The 19,123-nt window shown below is 61.8% G+C and carries 19 protein-coding genes; 11 read left to right on the top strand and 8 right to left on the bottom strand.

Translation table 11 applies throughout. The features are described 5' to 3' along the window. Window positions 1-116 precede the first annotated feature (116 nt). From I6E58_RS03515 to I6E58_RS03490, 6 genes are all read left to right on the top strand, one after another. The gene (locus I6E58_RS03515) at window positions 117-692 is read left to right on the top strand and encodes a hypothetical protein (protein ID WP_231595134.1); all 576 of its coding nucleotides are present in this window, start codon (window positions 117-119) and stop codon (window positions 690-692) included. 107 nt (window positions 693-799) lie between these two features. Then, window positions 800-1,192, top strand: coding sequence for a hypothetical protein (locus I6E58_RS03510; RefSeq protein WP_197130462.1), 393 nt, complete (start codon window positions 800-802; stop codon window positions 1,190-1,192). A 103-nt stretch (window positions 1,193-1,295) separates the two neighbouring features. After that, entirely contained in the window at window positions 1,296-1,577 is a 282-nt protein-coding gene (locus I6E58_RS03505) for a metal-sensitive transcriptional regulator (RefSeq protein ID WP_129072251.1), read from the top strand. A 61-nt stretch (window positions 1,578-1,638) separates the two neighbouring features. Next, complete coding sequence (locus I6E58_RS03500) at window positions 1,639-1,863, top strand: heavy-metal-associated domain-containing protein (RefSeq protein WP_197130460.1); 225 nt, start codon at window positions 1,639-1,641, stop codon at window positions 1,861-1,863. Window positions 1,864-1,988: 125 nt separating this feature from the next. Next, window positions 1,989-4,244, top strand: coding sequence for a heavy metal translocating P-type ATPase (locus I6E58_RS03495; RefSeq protein ID WP_197132805.1), 2,256 nt, complete (start codon window positions 1,989-1,991; stop codon window positions 4,242-4,244). Window positions 4,245-4,283: 39 nt separating this feature from the next. Beyond that, complete coding sequence (locus tag I6E58_RS03490) at window positions 4,284-5,429, top strand: sorbosone dehydrogenase family protein (protein ID WP_197130458.1); 1,146 nt, start codon at window positions 4,284-4,286, stop codon at window positions 5,427-5,429. On the opposite strand, the gene I6E58_RS03485 is transcribed toward I6E58_RS03490, so the two are convergent. From I6E58_RS03485 to I6E58_RS03470, 4 genes are all read right to left on the bottom strand, one after another. Continuing rightward, window positions 5,419-6,420 (bottom strand): YihY/virulence factor BrkB family protein, encoded by a 1,002-nt coding sequence (locus tag I6E58_RS03485; RefSeq protein ID WP_197130456.1) that lies wholly within the window; start codon window positions 6,418-6,420, stop codon window positions 5,419-5,421. The genes I6E58_RS03490 and I6E58_RS03485 overlap by 11 nt on opposite strands. Before the next feature lie 127 nt (window positions 6,421-6,547). Next, window positions 6,548-7,516, bottom strand: a complete 969-nt coding sequence (locus I6E58_RS03480; RefSeq protein WP_197130454.1) for an acetylxylan esterase — start codon at window positions 7,514-7,516, stop codon at window positions 6,548-6,550. Window positions 7,517-7,594: 78 nt separating this feature from the next. After that, window positions 7,595-8,611 (bottom strand): LacI family DNA-binding transcriptional regulator, encoded by a 1,017-nt coding sequence (locus I6E58_RS03475; RefSeq protein ID WP_197130452.1) that lies wholly within the window; start codon window positions 8,609-8,611, stop codon window positions 7,595-7,597. A gap of 20 nt (window positions 8,612-8,631) precedes the next feature. Next, window positions 8,632-11,142, bottom strand: a complete 2,511-nt coding sequence (locus I6E58_RS03470; protein WP_197130449.1) for a glycoside hydrolase family 2 protein — start codon at window positions 11,140-11,142, stop codon at window positions 8,632-8,634. Between the two features lie 352 nt (window positions 11,143-11,494). Here I6E58_RS03470 and I6E58_RS03465 point away from each other — a divergent pair, with 352 nt between their 5' ends. The 3 genes from I6E58_RS03465 (at window position 11,495) to I6E58_RS03455 (ending at window position 14,718) form a co-directional block, all read left to right on the top strand. Continuing rightward, a complete protein-coding gene (locus I6E58_RS03465; RefSeq protein WP_197130447.1) occupies window positions 11,495-12,826 on the top strand; it encodes an ABC transporter substrate-binding protein in 1,332 nt (443 codons plus the stop codon). 93 nt (window positions 12,827-12,919) lie between these two features. Further along, window positions 12,920-13,822 carry a carbohydrate ABC transporter permease gene (locus I6E58_RS03460; protein ID WP_197130444.1) on the top strand — a complete coding sequence of 301 codons (903 nt, stop codon included), beginning with the start codon at window positions 12,920-12,922 and terminating at the stop codon, window positions 13,820-13,822. 56 nt (window positions 13,823-13,878) lie between these two features. Then, window positions 13,879-14,718 carry a carbohydrate ABC transporter permease gene (locus tag I6E58_RS03455; RefSeq protein ID WP_197130441.1) on the top strand — a complete coding sequence of 280 codons (840 nt, stop codon included), beginning with the start codon at window positions 13,879-13,881 and terminating at the stop codon, window positions 14,716-14,718. Window positions 14,719-14,775: 57 nt separating this feature from the next. On the opposite strand, the gene I6E58_RS03450 is transcribed toward I6E58_RS03455, so the two are convergent. Both I6E58_RS03450 and I6E58_RS03445 read right to left on the bottom strand, forming a co-directional pair. Beyond that, complete coding sequence (locus tag I6E58_RS03450; RefSeq protein WP_197130438.1) at window positions 14,776-15,402, bottom strand: GyrI-like domain-containing protein; 627 nt, start codon at window positions 15,400-15,402, stop codon at window positions 14,776-14,778. A gap of 32 nt (window positions 15,403-15,434) precedes the next feature. Beyond that, window positions 15,435-15,806, bottom strand: a complete 372-nt coding sequence (locus tag I6E58_RS03445; RefSeq protein ID WP_129072256.1) for a PH domain-containing protein — start codon at window positions 15,804-15,806, stop codon at window positions 15,435-15,437. A 151-nt stretch (window positions 15,807-15,957) separates the two neighbouring features. Between I6E58_RS03445 and I6E58_RS03440 the strand changes: the two genes are divergently transcribed. Then, complete coding sequence (locus tag I6E58_RS03440) at window positions 15,958-17,202, top strand: ThiF family adenylyltransferase (RefSeq protein WP_197130435.1); 1,245 nt, start codon at window positions 15,958-15,960, stop codon at window positions 17,200-17,202. A gap of 2 nt (window positions 17,203-17,204) precedes the next feature. Continuing rightward, entirely contained in the window at window positions 17,205-17,630 is a 426-nt protein-coding gene (locus tag I6E58_RS03435; protein ID WP_129072258.1) for a molybdenum cofactor biosynthesis protein MoaE, read from the top strand. A 130-nt stretch (window positions 17,631-17,760) separates the two neighbouring features. Here I6E58_RS03435 and I6E58_RS03430 read toward each other — a convergent pair whose 3' ends face one another. Then, entirely contained in the window at window positions 17,761-18,006 is a 246-nt protein-coding gene (locus tag I6E58_RS03430; RefSeq protein WP_197130432.1) for a MoaD/ThiS family protein, read from the bottom strand. A gap of 1 nt (window position 18,007) precedes the next feature. After that, window positions 18,008-19,114, bottom strand: a complete 1,107-nt coding sequence (moaA, locus tag I6E58_RS03425) for a GTP 3',8-cyclase MoaA (RefSeq protein ID WP_197130429.1) — start codon at window positions 19,112-19,114, stop codon at window positions 18,008-18,010. Window positions 19,115-19,123: the final 9 nt, after the last annotated feature.

Below are 19,123 nucleotides of genomic sequence, written 5' to 3'. Positions count from 1 at the left end.
CGTCGCCATCATCCACGAGCCACGGGCTCCCTTTTAGAGAAATACTTAGCTAGCCTGAGAGTTAGCAAGCTGGTGCCTGGCGAGAAAATCCCGCCGCACCGCGCGAGGTGATGACCATGTCAGAGATGTACCAAAACCCCGGCCCTGGCAACTATGCCCACGCTCAGGGCCGCATATTTGAAGCCGAAGCTCAGATCAACGCCGCTCAGCACGGCCGCGGCAACATCATCCGCGAGCCTGACAAGCCCTACCGGTACCGCCGCGGCATCCTCATCGCCCTCCTCACTATCCCTATCGCCGCCATCCTCGCGGCCGTCTTCGGACTCAACTCGCCGACCGCGGGCGCCGCTACCTCACCGTTTGCCATCCTCATTGCGTTCGACCTCTTCGCTCGCGGATCGGGGCGATTGCCCGTCGCCGGCCGAGGATTCGCTGCCGCAACCGGTATCGGCATCGTCACGATGATCATCGCCGCCGCCATCAGCTACCCGTACAGCCTGTTCCTGACCTACCTCTACGACGGCGGCACCGGCGGCATCCTCGGCTCAGGCTTCGCACGCTTCTTCACGACCTGGATCGACGCAAATGCGACGCTCATCCTCGTCACCATCGCCCTCGTGGCAGTAATCTCTGTGGTGATCGTGTGGAGAAAAGCACGAGCAGCCCGAGCCCACACCGTCGCCGAACAGTAGTCAGGGCCCGCGACTGATCCGACTGCAGGATGCCCGCCTGCTCGATCGCACCCATCCGCTCAGCCCGACGTCTCCGAATGACTCTGCACAGAGGGAAAATCGGCACCGTGCCGAGCAAAGGGGACACCATGGCGATCATCCGCTACACCGGTATCTACAACGCTGACGGTGGCGTGTGGGGCGAAACGCGGTACGTCATCGGCCACTTGCTCGGCACCGCCGCGTGCTCACTGTGCGACATCACGCACTCGCCGATTCGCCGTAAGCCCGAATGGGATGCCATGGTCCGCCGGCTCGGAGTGCCCCTCGACGTGCGCCACCGCAACGAAATCACTCGGGCCGAAATTAAGCACGTCGTTAGGACGGGGCTCCCCGTCGTGATCGCCCATCACGACGATGGCAGCATCAGCACCGTTCTGCACAGCACTGAGTTGGATGCCGTAAGCGGCTCGGTCTCAGCGTTCGAGTCGGCACTGGTCCGGCTTTCACTCGTGGCCTAGGCACGCACACCGCTCGTGGCCGCGGTTGACTTCTCTCCGCGACAGGCGTCTAATAGAGATACCCCCAAGGGGTATCAATCCGAACGCACACGCGGAGGTCTTCATGCCTGGCTACGACGACAACAAAGAGCAGCTGCTCAAGCGTCTGCGTCGCGCGGAAGGTCAGGTTCGCGGCATCCACCGCATGATCGAAGAAGACACCTACTGCATCGACGTTCTCACGCAGGTGTCGGCCGCGACGAAGGCTCTCGAGTCTGTCGCACTCGCCCTGCTCGACGATCACCTCAGCCACTGCGTTGCCGAAGCCGCGCGCGAAGGTGGGCCCGTCGCCGACGAGAAACTGCGCGAAGCCAGTGCCGCGATCGCGCGCCTCGTTCGTTCCTAATACTCGCTTTTCACTACAACTTCCGCCCGCGCCGAGCGCCCGCGGCAATCGAAGGAGAATCATGACCCACACCGCCGATTACCTGGTCGAAGGAATGACCTGCAGCCACTGCGTCAGCAGCGTCACCGAAGAACTCAGCGACGTGGATGGCGTGACCGCCGTCACCGTTGACCTCGTCTCGGGTCTGCCCTCCACCGTTTCTGTCACGTCGGAATCACCCCTCGACGACGCCACCGTCAGCGCCGCAATCGAGGAGGCCGGCTACACGCTCGTCACGAGCCTCTGATGCCCGCCGACAACCTGCCGACCGCGAACCGCAACGCCGCTGGTGACAGCCAGCCCGTGACGAACGACGGCAGCGCATCCGCCAGCACCGTCAACCTGCTGGATGTCGAACTCGACATCACCGGAATGACCTGCGCCTCCTGCGCGGGCCGCATCGAGCGCAAGCTCAACAAGCTCCCTGGCGTCGAGGCGACCGTCAATTACGCCACCGAGAAGGCTCGCGTTCGAGCACCCGAGGGCACCGACACCGAGCAGTTTCTCGACACGGTGAAGGCTGCCGGGTATAGCGCCGTCATCCCGACGCCGGTCTATGAACGCGACGACACCGACGGCACCGGCAGCACCGGCAGCACCGGCGCGAAAAACAGCGACGACGACTGGGCTTCGCAAGTACTGCGCCGCCTGCAGATCTCCACCGCGCTGGCCGTGCCGGTCGTGCTCATGTCGATGATCCCGGCGCTGCAGTTCACGTATTGGCAATGGCTTGCCCTGACTCTCACGGCACCGGTTGTCGTGTGGGGTGCGTGGCCGTTCCACCGTGCCGCCGCCACCAACGCGCGCCACGGTGCAGCGACGATGGACACCCTCATCAGCTTGGGCATCATCGCCGCCTTCGGCTGGTCGCTCTACGCCCTCTTCTTCGGTGGCGCGGGCGAGCCCGGCATGCACATGACGATGACGTTCTTCGGAACTCCCCACGGTGGCTCGAGCGAGATCTATCTCGAAGTTGCCGCTGCCGTCACCGTGTTCATCTTGCTCGGCAAGTACATCGAGGCGCGCGCCAGCCGCGAGTCCGGGGCAGCGCTCCGTGCCCTGCTCGAGCTCGGCGCGAAGGATGCCGCCGTTCTGCGCGGCGGCGTCGAACAGCGCGTTGCTGTCTCCTCGCTCGTCGTCGGCGACCACGTCGTCGTTCGCCCCGGCGAGAAGATCGCCAGCGACGGCCTCGTCATTGAAGGCAACTCTGCCGTCGACGCGAGCATGCTCACGGGCGAATCGGTGCCCGTCGAAGTCGGCCCCGACGACCGCGTCACCGGCGCCACCCTCAACGTGGGCGGACGCCTCGTCATCGAAATCACCCGCGTCGGCCGCGACACCGAACTGGCCCGACTCGGTCGCATGGTCGAAGACGCTCAGACCGGCAAAGCCGACATCCAGCGTCTCGCCGATCGTGTTTCAGCAATCTTCGTTCCGGTCGTGCTCGTGCTTGCCGTGGTTGCCTTCGTCGGCTGGATGATCGCCGGCGGGCCCATCGAACTCGCCTTCACGGCCGCCGTCACCACGCTCGTCATCGCGTGCCCCTGTGCCCTCGGCCTGGCAACGCCGACCGCCCTGCTCGTGGGCACCGGCCGGGGATCGCAGCTCGGCATACTGATCAGCGGACCGCAAGTTCTGGAACAGACGCGCGCCGTCGACACCATCGTGCTCGACAAGACCGGCACCGTCACTACCGGCGAAATGCGCCTCAGCAGTATCGAGGTGCTTGAGGGCGAGAACGAAGAGCTCGTGCTGGCACGCGCCGCCGCCGTGGAGGCTGGCTCCGAGCATCCGGTCGGCCGTGCCGTAGTCGCAGCAGCCGAACAGCGCAGCATCGAACTACCCGCCGTCACCGACTTCGCCGCCCACGCTGGCACCGGAGTTCAGGCCACCATCGACGGCACCGTGGTGTTCGTCGGCAAGCCGTCGTGGCTCACCACTGACCAGCACCAGACCGTGTCGGATGCCGCCCGCGCCTTAGTCGAGAAAGCTGAAGCTGCCGGGTCAACCGCGATGGTCATCGCGTGGAACGGCCACGCGCGAGGCGTGCTGGTTGTCGGCGACACCGTGAAGGCAAGCAGTGCGGACGCCATTGCCGAGTTCGTCCGCCTCGGCTTGCGCCCCGTGTTGCTCACGGGCGACAACGCCGGAGCGGCAGCCTCCGTCGCCAGTGTGGTGGGCATCACCGATGTGCACGCCGGGATTACTCCGCAGGGAAAGCTCGACGTCATCCGCCAGCTGCAGGCCGAAGGCCGGGTTGTGGCGATGGTCGGCGATGGAGTGAACGACTCTGCCGCCCTGGCCGCCGCCGACCTCGGCATTGCCATGGGCGGTGGAACGGATGCCGCGATCGCCGCCAGCGACATCACCGTCGTGAGCGGCGACCTGCTCGTCGTGGCTGACGCGGTTCGCCTCGCCAAGCGCACCCTCGGCATCATCCGCGGCAACCTGTTCTGGGCGTTCGCCTACAACGTGGCGGCGCTTCCGATCGCGATGCTTGGCCTACTCAACCCGCTCATCGCGGGTGCGGCGATGGCGTTCTCGTCGGTGTTCGTCGTGACGAACAGCCTGCGGTTGCGCAGCTTCAAGGGCCGCGTCGGCGTGCCCGTGCGCGGCGATTCGGCCTGAACCCTTTCGCCCGCACCGATTGTGGGGTGGGATAGACGCATGCTTCTTCACCAGCGTGCTCTCACCCCGCGCTCGATCCCTGTGCCGCTAATGGTTCTCGCGCCGCTGGTAGCCCTCGCCCTGCTCGCAGGCTGCACTCAAACCCCGCAGTCGAATCCGCTCCCCGCAGCGACGACGGATGTTCCGCCCCGGTCGCTTTCGTCGGTAACCGTCGACGCCGAAGCATCAACAGAAACGATCGTCACCGGCCTCGAAGCTCCCTGGTCAATGGTGCGCTTGGAGTCGGGCTCCACCCTGATCAGCGAACGTGACACTCGGCTGGTGAAAGAGCTCACGGCTGACGGTGAGCTGCGAGAGGTCGGGGTGATCGGCGATGCCGCTCCCAATGGCGAAGGTGGTTTGCTCGGGCTCGCGACCCTCGATGGCACGACACTATATGCCTATCTCACCACCGCGACTGACAACCGCATCCTCCGCTTTGACCTCACGGGCGCCGCCGGCAGTTACACGCTGGGAGCCAGCACCGAGATCCTTACCGACGTTCAAAAATCACGGGTGCACAATGGTGGCCGCATCGCGTTTGGCCCCGACGGGATGCTCTACGCCACGGTCGGCGATGCGAGCGAACCCGAGCTGGCGCAAGACCCCAACAGCCTCAACGGCAAGATTCTGCGGATGACGCCTGACGGCGCGGTTCCCGCCGATAACCCGTTCCCCGATTCGTTGGTCTACTCTCTCGGCCATCGCAATCCCCAAGGACTGGCCTGGGATGCCGATGGACAGTTGTGGGCGTCCGAGTTTGGTCAAGATACCTGGGATGAGTTGAACATCATCACCGCGGGAGCGAATTATGGCTGGCCCACCGTCGAGGGCGGTTCCGACGACGACCGCTTCACCCAGCCCGCAACGCAGTGGGCAACCGACGACGCCAGCCCCAGCGGCCTCACCTACGTTCAGGGAACGTTCTTTATGGCTGGGCTCGGCGGTGAACGGCTGTGGGAGATCTATCCCATCGACACGTCATCGCCAGAAGAATCCTTTGTCGACACGTTCGGGCGCATCCGCGACGTCACTCCCGGCCCCGATGGCAGTCTCTGGATGCTCACCAACAACACGGATGGCCGCGGTGACCCTCGCGAAGGAGACGACCGCATCGTGCAGGTGGAGCTAGCGCCTATTCCGTAGAGCGATTGCGAATCGCGATCCCCCGCGTTTCGTCTGCCGCCTGGCGACGGGCGAGCACGAGATTGCGGTAGGTGTCACGCAGCGGCAGCTGCACGGTATTTTCGGCGGGAACACCGGCTAGCAACTGGCGAAGGCGCGTGAATTCGGCATCCACTTCGATACCGGCCACGAGGGCAAGGTTGCTGATGTACAGCCAGATGAGCACCGCAAGCGCGCCGCCGAGCCAGCCGTAGACCCGGTCGTAATTGGCGATCGTCGACACGTAAAAACCAAAGCCTGTGGTGGCGAGACCCCACGCAATGATCGCGAACAGGGCCCCGGTGCTGACCCACCGCATCCGATCGTGGCGCACGTTGGGCGTGTAGTAGTAGAGCACCGCGATGATCATGGTGAGGATGGCAGCGAGCACCGGCCAGCGGCCGTAGGCCCAGATCGTGATCCAGGGTTCACCAAAGCCGAGGGCTTCCGCGATGGCGGTCGCGACCCGAGTGGTGGTGAGCAATAGGGTGACGACGGCAGCGAATGCAATCAGCAAGAAGGCGGAGAGAACCAGCATCAGCCCACGGAACTTAACGAACCGGCGACCCTCTTGGATTTCGTAGACACTATTGGCGGCCCGACCGAAAGCGGTCGCATAGCTCGACAGCGACCACACGCTCAAGGCCAGCCCAATGATCAAGGCGAGCGCGGGGCTTCCGACGGAGAACAGCTGAGTGAGCGGTTCGGTGAAGAGTTCGAGCGTGGCCGGTTTCAGGATCTCATCGGCAAGATCGAGCACCGTATCGGCTGCTTGCTCTTTGCCCTGCGCGATAGCGAAAGCCGAGACAATGCTGAGCGCGGCCGGCAAAATAGTGAGCGCAGCAAAGAACGCGAGGGTGGCGGCGGAGTCGATTCCACGATGCAGCATGAAGCCGTGATAGGCCCGGCGAAACGCATAAGCCCACTCGCGCCGCGGCGTGAGGAACGCGCCTTGCGGCTCAGAATTCTCCATCGGATCAGCCTAAACGACCGGCCGTTGCTCGGTTCGCACGACGTCGTTGTTCAGACGCTCGTGTCTAGACCGTGTCTACCGGTTGTCGCAGCAGCATGCGGAACTTGGACGCCTCGAGCGCGGCTAGTTAGCTCATCCCCATTGAGCGCCGGAAGAATTCCAGAGCCGCAAGATCATCATCGATGAGTCCACCTTCATGACCGTTGTACTCCCGGAGGGTCATACTCTTCTCCCCGGCGTACTCGTGAAACGCGCCGTAGACCGACGAGGGCGGGCAGATCTTATCCATCAGCCCGGCAGAGAACCACATCGGAGTGCGCGCTCTGCGGGCGAAGTTCACACCGTCGAAGTATTCCAACGTGGAATGGACCTGGTCACTGCGATCTCGGTGCACCGCCAGGTAGCGGGCGATTTCGGCATAGGGCATCTCGTCAGTGCGCAGAACGGCACGGCGGAAATCACAAAGAAACGGCACGAATGCAGCGGATGCGGCGAGATCGCCAACGAGCGCAGTGGCAGCCAGCGAGATTCCGCCTCCTTGACTGCCACCGAACGTGCCAACCCGATGTGCATCTACAGAGTCGAACGAGCGAACAGCCTCGATCGCGCGCACTGCGTCAGAAAAAACGCGGCGGTAATAGTAGGTCTGCGGGTCAAGAATCCCAGCCGTCATGAATCCCGGATAGTGCACTCCAGCGTCGTGAGGATCAGGGGTGTCGCCCGCACTCCAAGCAGAGCCTTGGCCCCTCGTGTCCATCTGGAGGTGAACGAAGCCAGCCGATGACCACAGCAGGTTCTCTTCCGCTTTGCCTCGACCGCCGCCGTATCCCACGAATTGCACGAGTGCAGGCAGCGGACCTTCTATTCCGGAAGGCACCCGAAGCCAGGCTGCAACCGGCTCGCCCGCGTATCCGGCGAACCTGAGATCGTAAATGTCGATCGTGCGCAACGGACTCTCGACGCGACGAACCGTAACCCCGAGATCATGGCTACGCGTCTGCTCTAAGGTCTCAGCCCAAAACTGGTCGAAGTCATTCGGCTCGGTTTGTGCGCTGCGGTAATTGTCTAGCTCGATCGCAGTCAGATCTGTGAGCATGATGTTCCTTGGGTCGGGGCGGATAGGTTGAATCTCGCGCTGCCTACGCAGACCGAGTTCGGGCGGCCAGGCGTCGAGCTAGCTCGGCGCTGCGCCCGTTGTCCCGCGGATGACGAGCTGGGGTACTGAATCGAGATGAGCATCAGGATGGGCGCCATCGATCAAATCGAACAGCCGCCGAGCGACATGAGCACCAAGAGCGATCACGTCGTGACTGACCGCGGTGAGCGCCGGATAGGTCACCTGACACAGCGCGGAATCATCCCAGGCAATGATCGACAGATCATTCGGCACTGAGTAACCCAGGCTGGTGGCCGTGCTCAAACCTCCCACCGCCATCAAATCGTTGTCGTAAATGATCGCTGTCGCGCGGTCACTGGCGGCGAGTACCGCCCGCGTCGCCGCAGCACCCTGCTCGATTGTGTAATCAGTGCTCATGATTTGGCCATCAATGCCACTTTCGGCGATCGCTTCGCGGAACGCTGCATCCCGAACAGCCGTATGGCCAAGTTCAGCGATTCCCGCGATACGCGCTATACGACGGTGGCCCACTCTCGCCAAGTAGCGAACGGCTTCCTTCATCGCCGCGGCATCATCGGTCCAGACATCCATCATGCCGTTCGCGATCGTCGGGTCGCAGGACAGAACAGTCGGGAGCGCCCCTGGTTTTGAGAGCGCGATGAGACGCGGATCATCCACCCGCGCGTCGACAACAATAATGCCGTCTACGCGCCTGCTCGCGAGCCAATTTCTATGAGTTTCCAGCTCGGCGGCGGTGTCGCTCACCACTTGCAGCAGCAGCGCATAGGAACGCTTGGCGAGTTCCGTTTCGATGCCGGCGATGAACTGCATATAGAAGCTCTCGATGCCAAGCGCCTTAGGGTCCCGCGCCAGAACAAGCCCGAAAGTGTCTGTCTTTGCTTCGGTGAGGGAGCGAGCCGCGCTCGAGGGCGCCCACCCCATCTCATCCGCAACAGCAAGCACTCGCTGGCGGGTTGTCTCCGATACTCCCTTGCGCCCGTTCAACGCGTACGAAACCGCGCTAATCGATACCCCAGCACTCGAGGCGATGTCGTTGATAGTGACTCGTGCCACGTGTCATCCCTCCACTGGTATTAGGTCAACTCTAGGGGAGACGAGCGAAGTCGATCGGCGATCACTGAAGCAAGCTCAGTGATCACATACGCCTCATCAAGCAGTGCCGGATCGAGTAACACTTCAGAGCGGATGTCGTAGCGTGCGGTCTCTCCCGCCAGCAGAGTAACGAACCCACGGTCGCTGTGCGCACTGGGGTGCATCCGATCGGCTTGAACAAGAAGATCTCGAGCAATGCCATCGCTAGTGACCGACACCGTGAGCCCGCTTTCGGTCGCAACGGCCGCCACGGTGAGTACGGGAATTACGAAATGGAAATCCTTATCTTCGACGCCGAAGAAAACGGCACGCTGGCCGTCGGCATCCGCAACGAGGAATTCGCGAGTGGGATCGGTAATCGTGATGGATGCGGGCAACACAGCCACCGTCGACGAATGCGGTTCCACCGCAATATCGACCGTGTGGCTCTTCAGGATTTCACCGTCGTTGCGCACCACACGAACCGTAACCGGGCCAGACCACAGAGCTTGCTCATCGTTCATCGCGATCAGCGCGGGCGTGCCCTCGGTGCGACGCCATGCCAACCGTCGAGGCGCGTACACGTCATTTAACGCAAAGTAGGAGGGCTTCCGTCTTCCCGCACTATCGATCATCGACCAGGACACCGCCGGCCAGATGTCGTTGAGTTGCCAGACAATCGTGCCCGCTGTGTGCGGCCAATGCGAACGCCAGTGATCGATACCGACCTCAAGCGCCCGCACCTGGTTGAGTTGAGCGAGAAAGTGCCAATCGTCGAATCCGCTCGGAACATCGAAATGATGAGAGAGACCCCGAGCCATCTTTTCCGGACCGCTGAACGCCTTCTGGTGGTGAAGCATCCCCGGCGACTCTGGCGCTAAAGGCTCATCTGAGATCGCTTCCGTGAGGGTCGCCCACGTAGCGGGCGCTTGCCACCCGAACTCGGAAACGAACCGTGGTGTGGAGTCGAGGTAGTGAAGATAGTCCCGCTCGTTCCAGACATCCCACGAGTGGAAAGTCTGGTGGTCAACATGGTTTGGCTCAATATCGCGGTCCCCCGACCAGGGGCTCCCGGCTGTGTAGGGCCTCGACGGATCGACTTCGGCGACGATACGCGGCAAGAGCGTGAGGTAGAACTTTTCGCCCCAGCTCAGTTTTCCGCCTGGCTCCTCTGCCCAGTTCTTCTCCTGATGCATCCACAAGTTCTCGTTGTTCCCTGTCCAAATGACAAGGCTCGGATGACTCGAAAGGCGCGCCACATTCTCGCGGGCCTCTGCCTCAACTTCATCGAAGAACGGGGTTTCTTCCGGATAGGCAGCACAGGCGAAAAGGAAATCTTGCCACGTGAGAAGGCCCAGCTCGTCGCACGCGTCGTAAAAAGCATGCTCCTCGTAGATGCCACCGCCCCAGACACGCACAAGATTGACATTGGCGTCGACTGCGTCCTGCAACCGCGAACGGTATCGCTCCGCCGTCATGTGACCCGGAAAGACGTCATCCGGTATCCAATTAACGCCCTTGGCAAAAATTCGCTCGCCGTTGATGACGAACACGAACTGGCTACCAGTTTCGTCGAGGCTGCGGTCAATTTCCACTGAGCGGAATCCGATCCGGCGTTGCCAGGTATCGAGCGTTGCACCGTTATCTGCTCGGCTAACCGTAACGGTTAAGTCGTAGAGCTCTGGGCTGCCATACCCTCGTGGATACCACCGGCGCACGTGCGGAACAGCGAAATCGATAGTCGCAGAGTCGACTCCGGCGGGAATCTCAGCGCGGGTGGTTCCCCCGTCGCCCAAGTCGAGATCGATCATGAGCGGAACGTCGGCGCCTGGCGTGGATCGCTCAAGGTCGATGTGCGCAGTAAGGATGCCGGTATCGCCATCGAGCCCAGTGAGGGGTCGCACGGTCACGATTCGAGCAGTGCTCCACCCTTCAAGCCGCACCGGACGCCACATTCCCGCCGAGGCAAGAGTTGGCCCCCAATCCCAACCGAAGCTGCAGGCCATCTTTCGAATGAAGTTAAAGGGTTCCGGGTAGGCGTTGGGGCGGTCACCAAGCGTCTTCTTCCAGCGTTCGGCTTCCGTGTAGGCACTCGTGAATCGAACCGCAAGCGCATTGCCCGAGTCGCTTAGGGTGTCCGTGATATCGAATCGGTACGAGCGATGCATATTGCGGGTCGAACCAACAGGAACCCCATCCAGTTCGATGTCGGCGACGGTGTCGAGCCCCTCAAACACCAGCTCAACTCGTTCGGCCGCGGGCCCGGCCCAGAGGAATTTCGAGTCGTATCGCCAATCGGCGCGCGCTACCCAGGCGACGTCTTTCTCATTCGTCTCGATTAGCGGGTCAGTGATGATTCCTGCCGCCAGCAGATCAGTGTGGGTGCTCCCCGGTACTGCGGCAGCGAACGTCGCGCCCGCCAACGCACTGGCTTGTGGGGGAAGATCGGGCGTTTTTCCCGCAGCGTCGACTGCCAATGTCCATCCGTCGTGGAGCGGTTGGGTAAAACGCATAGCGGAATCCTCCTAGATCAAATGGTCTCGCAACAGCTCGACCGCAGCGCCGCTGCAATAATTGAACGACCTAGTGGGAGTGTAAGTTAACCGCTTCAGTTATTTCCACTCCGAATTCGGGATCAACAGCACGAAAGATGCTGACAGGTGCATAGTTCGCTGAGAATAAGGATGATTTTTACTTCGCTATTCGCGATTGCAAACTGAAGCGGTTAAGCTATGCTCGTGTCCCAAGGCTAGCAAGACCGCGTCGCTCACGAGTGAATAGCGATGCACACGAGCATCGCAACGGTCGGCTGAGCCCCCGACTCGAGGACCGCCCCGAGTTGGCTTTCAGAGAGGAAAGTACGCCATGCACACACAGCTTTCACGCCACCGCTGGCTCAGCGGCGCAGCCGTCGCCACGGTTGCCACCCTCGCGATGGTGGGACTCAGCGCATGCTCGTCCGACAGCGCGACGAACGGCTCCGCCGACGAACTCAACATTTTGCTCCACTCGAATCCCCCCACGGACAAGGCGCTCACCGCCATGACGGAGGCCTTCGAAGAAGCGAACCCTGACATCAAGGTGAACCTGGACTTCGTCCAGACCAATGACCTCCCGTCTACCCGCTCCGCTCGGTTAGCCGCAGGAAAGGTTGATATCACCGAGGGTTCCACCGGCATCGCTGCACAGCCGCTCCCTGACTACGTCACCGGAACACCGGAGTCGGACTGGATCAAAGGGGTAGATGCCGGAAACTGGGTCGACCTCGGAGACCAAGAATTTCTGGCCAACTATCTCCCTGAGGTTGTCGATGCACTCTCGGTCGACGGCAAGACGTATCAAGTTCCCACAAGCCTCAACTACTACACAGGCGTGTATTACAACAAGGAACTGTTCGCCAAGGCTGGCGTGACATCAGCACCAACGACATGGACAGAGTTCGTCGCTGCGATGAAGGCTCTCGACAAGAACAACATCATCCCGTTCTCGATCGGCGGGAAAGACAACTGGCCAGTCGGCCTCATCCCGAAAGCGGCAATGCAGAGCGCTTTCCCCACTGTTGATGACCGCGTGAACCTCGAGAAGGCTCTCTGGGATGGCAGCGCAGCGTGGAATGACCCCGCACTCGTCACGGTAATGGATCAGACCGAGACCGTTTATGAATACGCTGACCCTTCCTTCGCCGGGGTCGACTACGCAACCGCGCAGGGCCAGTTCGCTGGCGGGCAAACAGCAATGACGATCGATGGCACGTGGGCTGCGACCTTGTTCACCGAGACCAACCCCAACCTCGACTACGGTTTCTTTCCGTTCCCCGGGAGTGAAAACGCGGCTGACAACCAGACCCTCGGCGGAAAGATCGACTTCACTTTCGCAGTGCCCACATCATCGAAGAACCAAGATGCAGCATTGCGTTGGATCGCGTACTTCTCTGAGCCGTCAAACTACGCCACCTTCGCCGTCGACGGCGGAGTGATTCCCGCCCAACCCGGTGTCGAGCTCTCCGCAGCCCTCGATCCGATCAAGCCGTACCTGGAAACTTTTCAGCTCGGCTGGGAAGACATCTTCCACACCTCGAGCGGCAGCCCTAAGACCCTCAACTACGCCGATATTGCACCGATGGGCAAGATCGACTCCGCCAGCGAAGCGCAGGATCGCGCCCAGCAAGAATGGCTCGCGGCCACTACCGGCAACTAGCAATTCTTGAGGCGGGGTTTGGATGCGCAGGCTCGGCGTTCACACCCCGCCACACCCCGTGTTAATCGCGCACTGATGTCAAAGTAGGAGAGTATGACTGCGAACATTTTCGGCAGTTCTGCCGCACCCAAGATCGGGTTTTATCCCGCCTTCATCTTCGTAGCGTTCTTCTCGCTTATTCCGGCGGTCGCGACGTTGGGACTCTCGTTCACCGACATCACCGGAGTAACCGGGGTTCCCATCAACTGGGTCGGACTCGACAACTATGTGAGGTTCTTCAGCCCCTCACAGGTGTCGGAGACCTCCAACGCCCTCATTAACACCTTGCTTTTCGCCGTCGGCGTCTCGGCGATTCAAAACGTCGTGGCGTTCTTCGTGGCAGTGCTGCTCAATCGTCAATCGAAGTTTGCGCTGTTCACCCGCTCAGTGGTGTTCTTACCTACCGTGCTCGGTGTCACGGTCGTCGGAATGCTGTGGACGCTCATTTTCAACCCCATCGGCGGCCCCGCACAGTCGTTCTTATCTCTATTCGGACTCCGGTCATCGTTCTTCGGAGACCCCAATCTGGCGCTTCTACTCTGCATCTTCGTGCAGATCTGGATGACGCTCGGCTACGCGTCACTGATCTACACCGCCGGCCTTCAAGCTATCCCGCAGGAACTTTACGAGGCCGCGGATATTGATGGCGCGAACGTATGGCAACGATTGAAGAACATCACCGTCCCGATGATTGCCCCCTCTATTACGACGAACGTGCTCATCTCGATCATAGGTTCGCTGCAATCGTTCCAGCTGATTTATGTGCTCACTGGGGCCCTCAACGACTCCACGTCCGTGCTCTCCTTGCTGCTCTATCGCGTCGGATTCGGAATCGATCCCGACCGCGGCGCTGAGCAGGGCTACGCCTCCGCAATTTCGATCATTCAGTTCATGTTCGTCGCAGTCATCGCGCTCGGTTCGTTCTGGTTTCTTCGGCGCCGGGAGAACCAACTATGAGCGTCATCCCACAAGCAGAAAACTCGGCACGTTCAATTCGAAGGACAGCGAAGACGATGAAAACTGGAAAGAGTCGCTCGCGACTACCCAAAGGCTCAACGTTTCTGATCTACCTCGGCATCGTCCTGGTGCTTTTGGCTTTTGCACTACCACTGCTTTTCGTCGTCAACACTGCCCTCAAGACTCAGGGGGATTTCTTCGTCGATCCCGCTGGAGTCACGCAGACGCTCCAATGGAGCAACATCGTGGACGCGTGGAACACTGTCGACTTCGGTCGCTATCTGATCAACTCTGTTGTCTACACACTCGTCTGTGCCACCGTCGGAACGTTCGCGTCCCTTCTCATGGCGTTCCCTGTCGCCCGGAACTTTATGCGCGGTAGCGGTGCTTGGAATGCAGTGTTCGTTCTGGGGTTGTTCCTTCCGGTCGCGCTGGTTACTCAATTCCAGATGCTTCTACGACTGGGGCTTTACGACACTCAAATTGGCTACATGCTGCTGCTATCGGCATCCGTTGGTATTGGCCCGTTGCTTATCGTGGGCTATCTGCGCACGTTTCCCTTGGAACTCGACGAGGCTGCTGCGATCGATGGTGTTGGCTACTTCCGCTACCTCTTCACCTTCGTTGCACCGCTGTCGACCCCCGTGCTCGTGACCGCCTTTATTTTGCAAGCGCTCACGGTGTGGAACGAGATCATCCTCGCGACAGTCGTCTTCTCCGATGAGAACAAGTATCCGGCCTCGCTCGGACTCAAGGCCTTTCAGGGGCAGTATGCGAGCCAGTGGCCGCTACTCGCCTCAGCCACAATTATTGTGGCGATCCCCATCATTGTGATTTACGCATCGCTTCAGCGTTACTTCGTTGCCGGCGCGTTGAGTGGCGCGTTCAAGGGGTAGCGGCGGGCTAAGAAATCTCGTCGACTCGCTCAACAGGCTGCCGCCGCAGAGTGCTCGCTAGGCCCGCTCGACGGGCTGCCGCAGCAGGGTGCGAAGTTTGGATGCCTCGACCTTGCGAAAGTCGTTGAAGTAGATCTCGTGGTGCTTGCCGGTCATCCGCAACCCCTGCTCGGGGATGAATTCGTCGTGCAGCTGCGCCAGAATCTCGGCCTCATCGTCGTAGGGGCCGAGGTGGAGTGTTTGCACGCACAGCCCCTCGGCGAGGGTCTCGAGACGAACTTTGCCGAGGTCGGCGGGCAGGCTGTCGGGAGTCTTGCTCTTGGCAGCGACCACCGCCACAGCATCCTGAAACATCTGCTCGGTGATCCACTCGGGGGTCAGCAGCATCACTGTCCAGTCCCACTGCGATTTATCGCGGCCGGTCGTGAACGCCGCCATATCGTCGGCCCACCAGAGTGCTTCGAGCGGCGGCACGACGTAGTCACGGTCGAGCGCTTTGCTCGCGAACTTCAGCGTGTACGCCACGGGATACAGCGCGGCGATCGCGGTCGTGTAGTCGCTGCCTTCACCGGGCGCCCCGTGGCCGTCGACCATCAGGTACTGCTGGGGTGGGACATCCAGAATTCTGAATTCGTTGTGGCGCGCTTTATACGCGTCGAGCGTCTTCTTGAAGTCTGTCTTCATTGCCCCACCCCGCCGTGCATTGGTTCGTATTGTTAGCTCGCGCCGATGACCACGTTGGCGATGAGCATATCGAGCTTGCGCACGTCGATGGCCTTGCCGACCTTGATCTTGATGTGACCAGCGCGGGTCCACAGTTCGAGCTCAGCGTTGAAGTCGAGCGTTCCGGCGTTCTCGGATGACCACATCAGAACGTTCGAGTAGGGCAGCGAGTAGAGCTCCACCTTCTTGCCCGTGATGCCCTGAGCGTCACGAACGATGAGGCGCTTGTTGGTGAACACGGCGCTGTCGCGGAACGTCTTGTAGGCCGCGATGGGCTGCTCGCCCGGCAGGAGCATAGGCATGACGTCTTCGGGAATCGGCGCTTCAGAAACAAACGTCCAGGCGGCGATTACGGCGGCTTCCATGGGGTACTCCTTCTATCGGGTGGTGGGCCGAGATCTCCGGCCCGCACAAACCCTATCGGTAGGCAGCGACGCTGCGATTAAGCCCGACTTCGCAGCATCCGAAACGGTAGAATCGTGGTTGTGCCGCTTTCGGCGCGGTAAGGATCGCCTCGTGACATTGCCTGCTCAGACTGACCGCCAGCCGCTCGTGGAGCCGGGCGCGCCGCTCAGCTCCGAACGCCTGATCCGCTACTCACGCCAGCTGGCCAATCCTGACTTTGGTGAGATCGCCCAGCGTCGCCTCGCGAATTCTCGCGTGCTTGTCGTCGGCGCGGGTGGCCTCGGCAGCGCCACCATCCCTGCCCTCGCCGCGATGGGCGTCGGCACCATTGGTGTGATCGATACGGATGCCGTTGAGCTCTCCAATCTGCACCGCCAGCTCGCCCACGGGGTCGCCGACATCGGGCGCAGCAAACTCGATTCCATGGCGGACACGGTCGCGCGAGTCGATCCCGAGATTGGGTTCGTTGCCCATAACGTGTGGCTCGATTCCAGCAATGCTCTCGAACTTTTCGCCACCTACGACCTCGTGCTCGATGGCAGCGACAATTTCGTCACGCGCTACCTCGTCAACGACGCCGCGGCGCTTTCGGGAATACCGCTCGTGTGGGGTGCGATCCTGCGCTACGGCGGCCAAGCCGGTGTGGCGTGGGCGGGCCTAGGCCCCACCTACCGCGACCTCTTTCCTGTTCCCCCCGCGCCGGGCACCGTGCCGTCGTGCGCCGAAGGCGGAGTGCTGCCGACCGTGTGCGCGATCATCGGCGGCATCATGTGCTCCGAAACCGTGAAGCTCCTCACCGGAATCGGCGAACCACTTCTGGGCCGAGTCACTACCTACGACGCGCTCAGCGGGCGCTTTCGCGAACTTGAATACGCCACCAGCGACGAAGTGGATGCCGTGACCGAGTTGATTGATTACGAACTGTTCTGCGGTCTGACGCCTGCTGCCATTGGTTCGAGCGGGGCCGGCGACACGAGCGCCACCGGCGCGACCGGCGCGCTTGGCGCGACGAGCGGAAGCGACGCTGCCGGCGGCGTGAGCGACGAGATCGATTCGCGCGAACTGGCGGCCCTGCTCTCCACGGAGGCTGCGCTGCAGCTGATCGATATTCGGGAGCCCTTCGAGTTTGCGATTGCCGCGATTGAGACGGCGGAGCTGATTCCGCTTGGTGGCCTTGAGGGCCGGCTTGCCGACATCCGCGCCGATATTCCAGTCGTCGTATATTGTCATCACGGAATCCGCAGCGAACGCGCTCTGCGCCTATTGCAGGGCGCCGGTTTCACCAACATCCGCCACTTGGTTGGCGGCATCGACGACTACTCGCAGGTCATTGATCCTGCGCTCGCGAGGTACTAAAAGTGAACGATCAGACCCCGGCCAGCTTCGCCCTCATCTCGGATGCCGCCATCGATGAAGCCGCGATCCGTCGCGCTGTGGAGTCCCCCGCGTCGGGCGCGGTCGTCGTGTTCTCGGGTGTGGTGCGCAATCACGACGGCGGCAATGAAGTGTGGTCGCTGGAGTACCAGGCGCATCCCGAAGCCGAGGCGCTGCTCGCTCGGTGCTGCGCTGAAGTGGCGGCCGAAACGGGCCTCGCGATTGCGGCGGCGCACCGCGTCGGGCTGCTCCAGATTGGGGACATCGCCCTCTCGGCAGCGGTCTCTGCCGCGCATCGCCGCGAAGCCTTCGAGGCGTGCGAACTGCTCGTGGAGCGCATTAAGAAGACGGTGCCGATCTGGAAACGTCAGCAGCTCGCCGGCGGCGCGACCGAATGGGTCGGGCTGTAGCGAGTCGCTCCGCGCGGACGTAGGTCGCTGAGTCACGCACAGCTGAGTCGCGTTTCCCAAGCGGCGCTGCGGGTCGTGCGTCGCTGGGTCGCGTTGCCGAGGCGGCACCGCGGGTCGGTCGAGTCGCGCCTTAGCCGCCGGCGAACGGCGGCAGCACGTCGACGCGAGCACCCACCGCGTGCGCGGGGTCGCGGCGAACAACGCCGTCGATCAGGAACGAGCCCGACTCGACGACGCGCTGCATAAGGGCGCCATAGCGTTCAATGAGCACAGCCTTGAGCGTGCTCAGGGTGGCTCCGACCTCGATTTCGAGGTGCTCTTCATCGCGCCCGGCAGCCTCGGCTGCGGCGGCGAAGTAACGGATGTGAATGCTCATGTCAGCCACCAATGTACGACATTTCAATTCTCTTGGCGCCGGGCTCGGTGCCGTCGGCTCCGGCTGGGCGCGGCGTGTTGAGCGAACGCAACTCTGAATAGCGGTCGGTGCGCTCTCGCCACAGGCTCGCCATGGCATCCGACAGCTGGTCGTCTGTGCAACCGTCGCGCATGAGCGCGCGGAGGTCGTGACCCGAACTCGCGAACAGGCAGGTGTAGAGCTTGCCGTCGACCGAGATGCGGGCACGGGAACACGTGTGACAGAAGGACTGCGTGACGCTCGAGATCACACCGATTTCGTTGCCGCCATCGCGGTATCGCCAGCGCTGCGACGTTTCGCCGCTGTAGTTGGGGGCGACTTCTTCGAGAGGAAGCTCCGCGTTGATGCGAGCGACAACCTCAGCCGACGGCACAACCTCGCCGAGCTGCCAGCCGTTGGTGGTGCCGACATCCATGTACTCGATGAAGCGCAGGATGAACGGGGTGTCTTTGAAGTGGCGCGCCATCGCGACGATGTCTTTGTCGTTGTGCCCTTTCTTCACGACCATGTTGATCTTGATGGGGCCGAGCCCGGCGGCGTGGGCGGCATCGAGACCAGCCAAAATCTTCGCGACGGGAAACTTCACGTCGTTCATGGCTTGGAAGGTGGCGTCGTCGAGGGAGTCGAGCGATACCGTGACGCGCTTGAGCCCGGCTTCCTTCAGCGCGACCGCAAGGTGGCCGAGCGCGGAGCCATTGGTCGTGACCGCGAGGTCGAGGGGCTTGCCCGCCGGAGTCGTGAGTTTCGACAGCATTCCGACCAGCTCTGGAAGCCCTTTGCGTAGTAGCGGTTCGCCGCCAGTGAGACGAATCTTCTCCACACCGTGCAGCGCGGCAATGCGCGCCAGCCGCGTGATCTCTTCAAAACTCAGAAGCTCGTCGCGCGGCATGAACGCGTAGTCAGCCCCGAAAACTTCCTTGGGCATGCAGTACACACACCGAAAATTGCACCGGTCGGTGACCGAAAAACGGATGTCGTGCAGCGGCCGGCCGAGGGTATCCACGAGGGCGTTCGCCGCCACATCTGCGAGCGCGTTCGCAGAAGGAGGCACTACCGCGGAGGAACTCATTCCGTCACA

The sequence above is a fragment of the Salinibacterium sp. SWN1162 genome (genome assembly GCF_015864675.1).
Taxonomy (GTDB): Bacteria; Actinomycetota; Actinomycetes; order Actinomycetales; family Microbacteriaceae; genus Rhodoglobus.
Note: the sequence above shows the minus strand (reverse complement) of the source record. Positions and strands in the feature narration are given on the sequence as shown.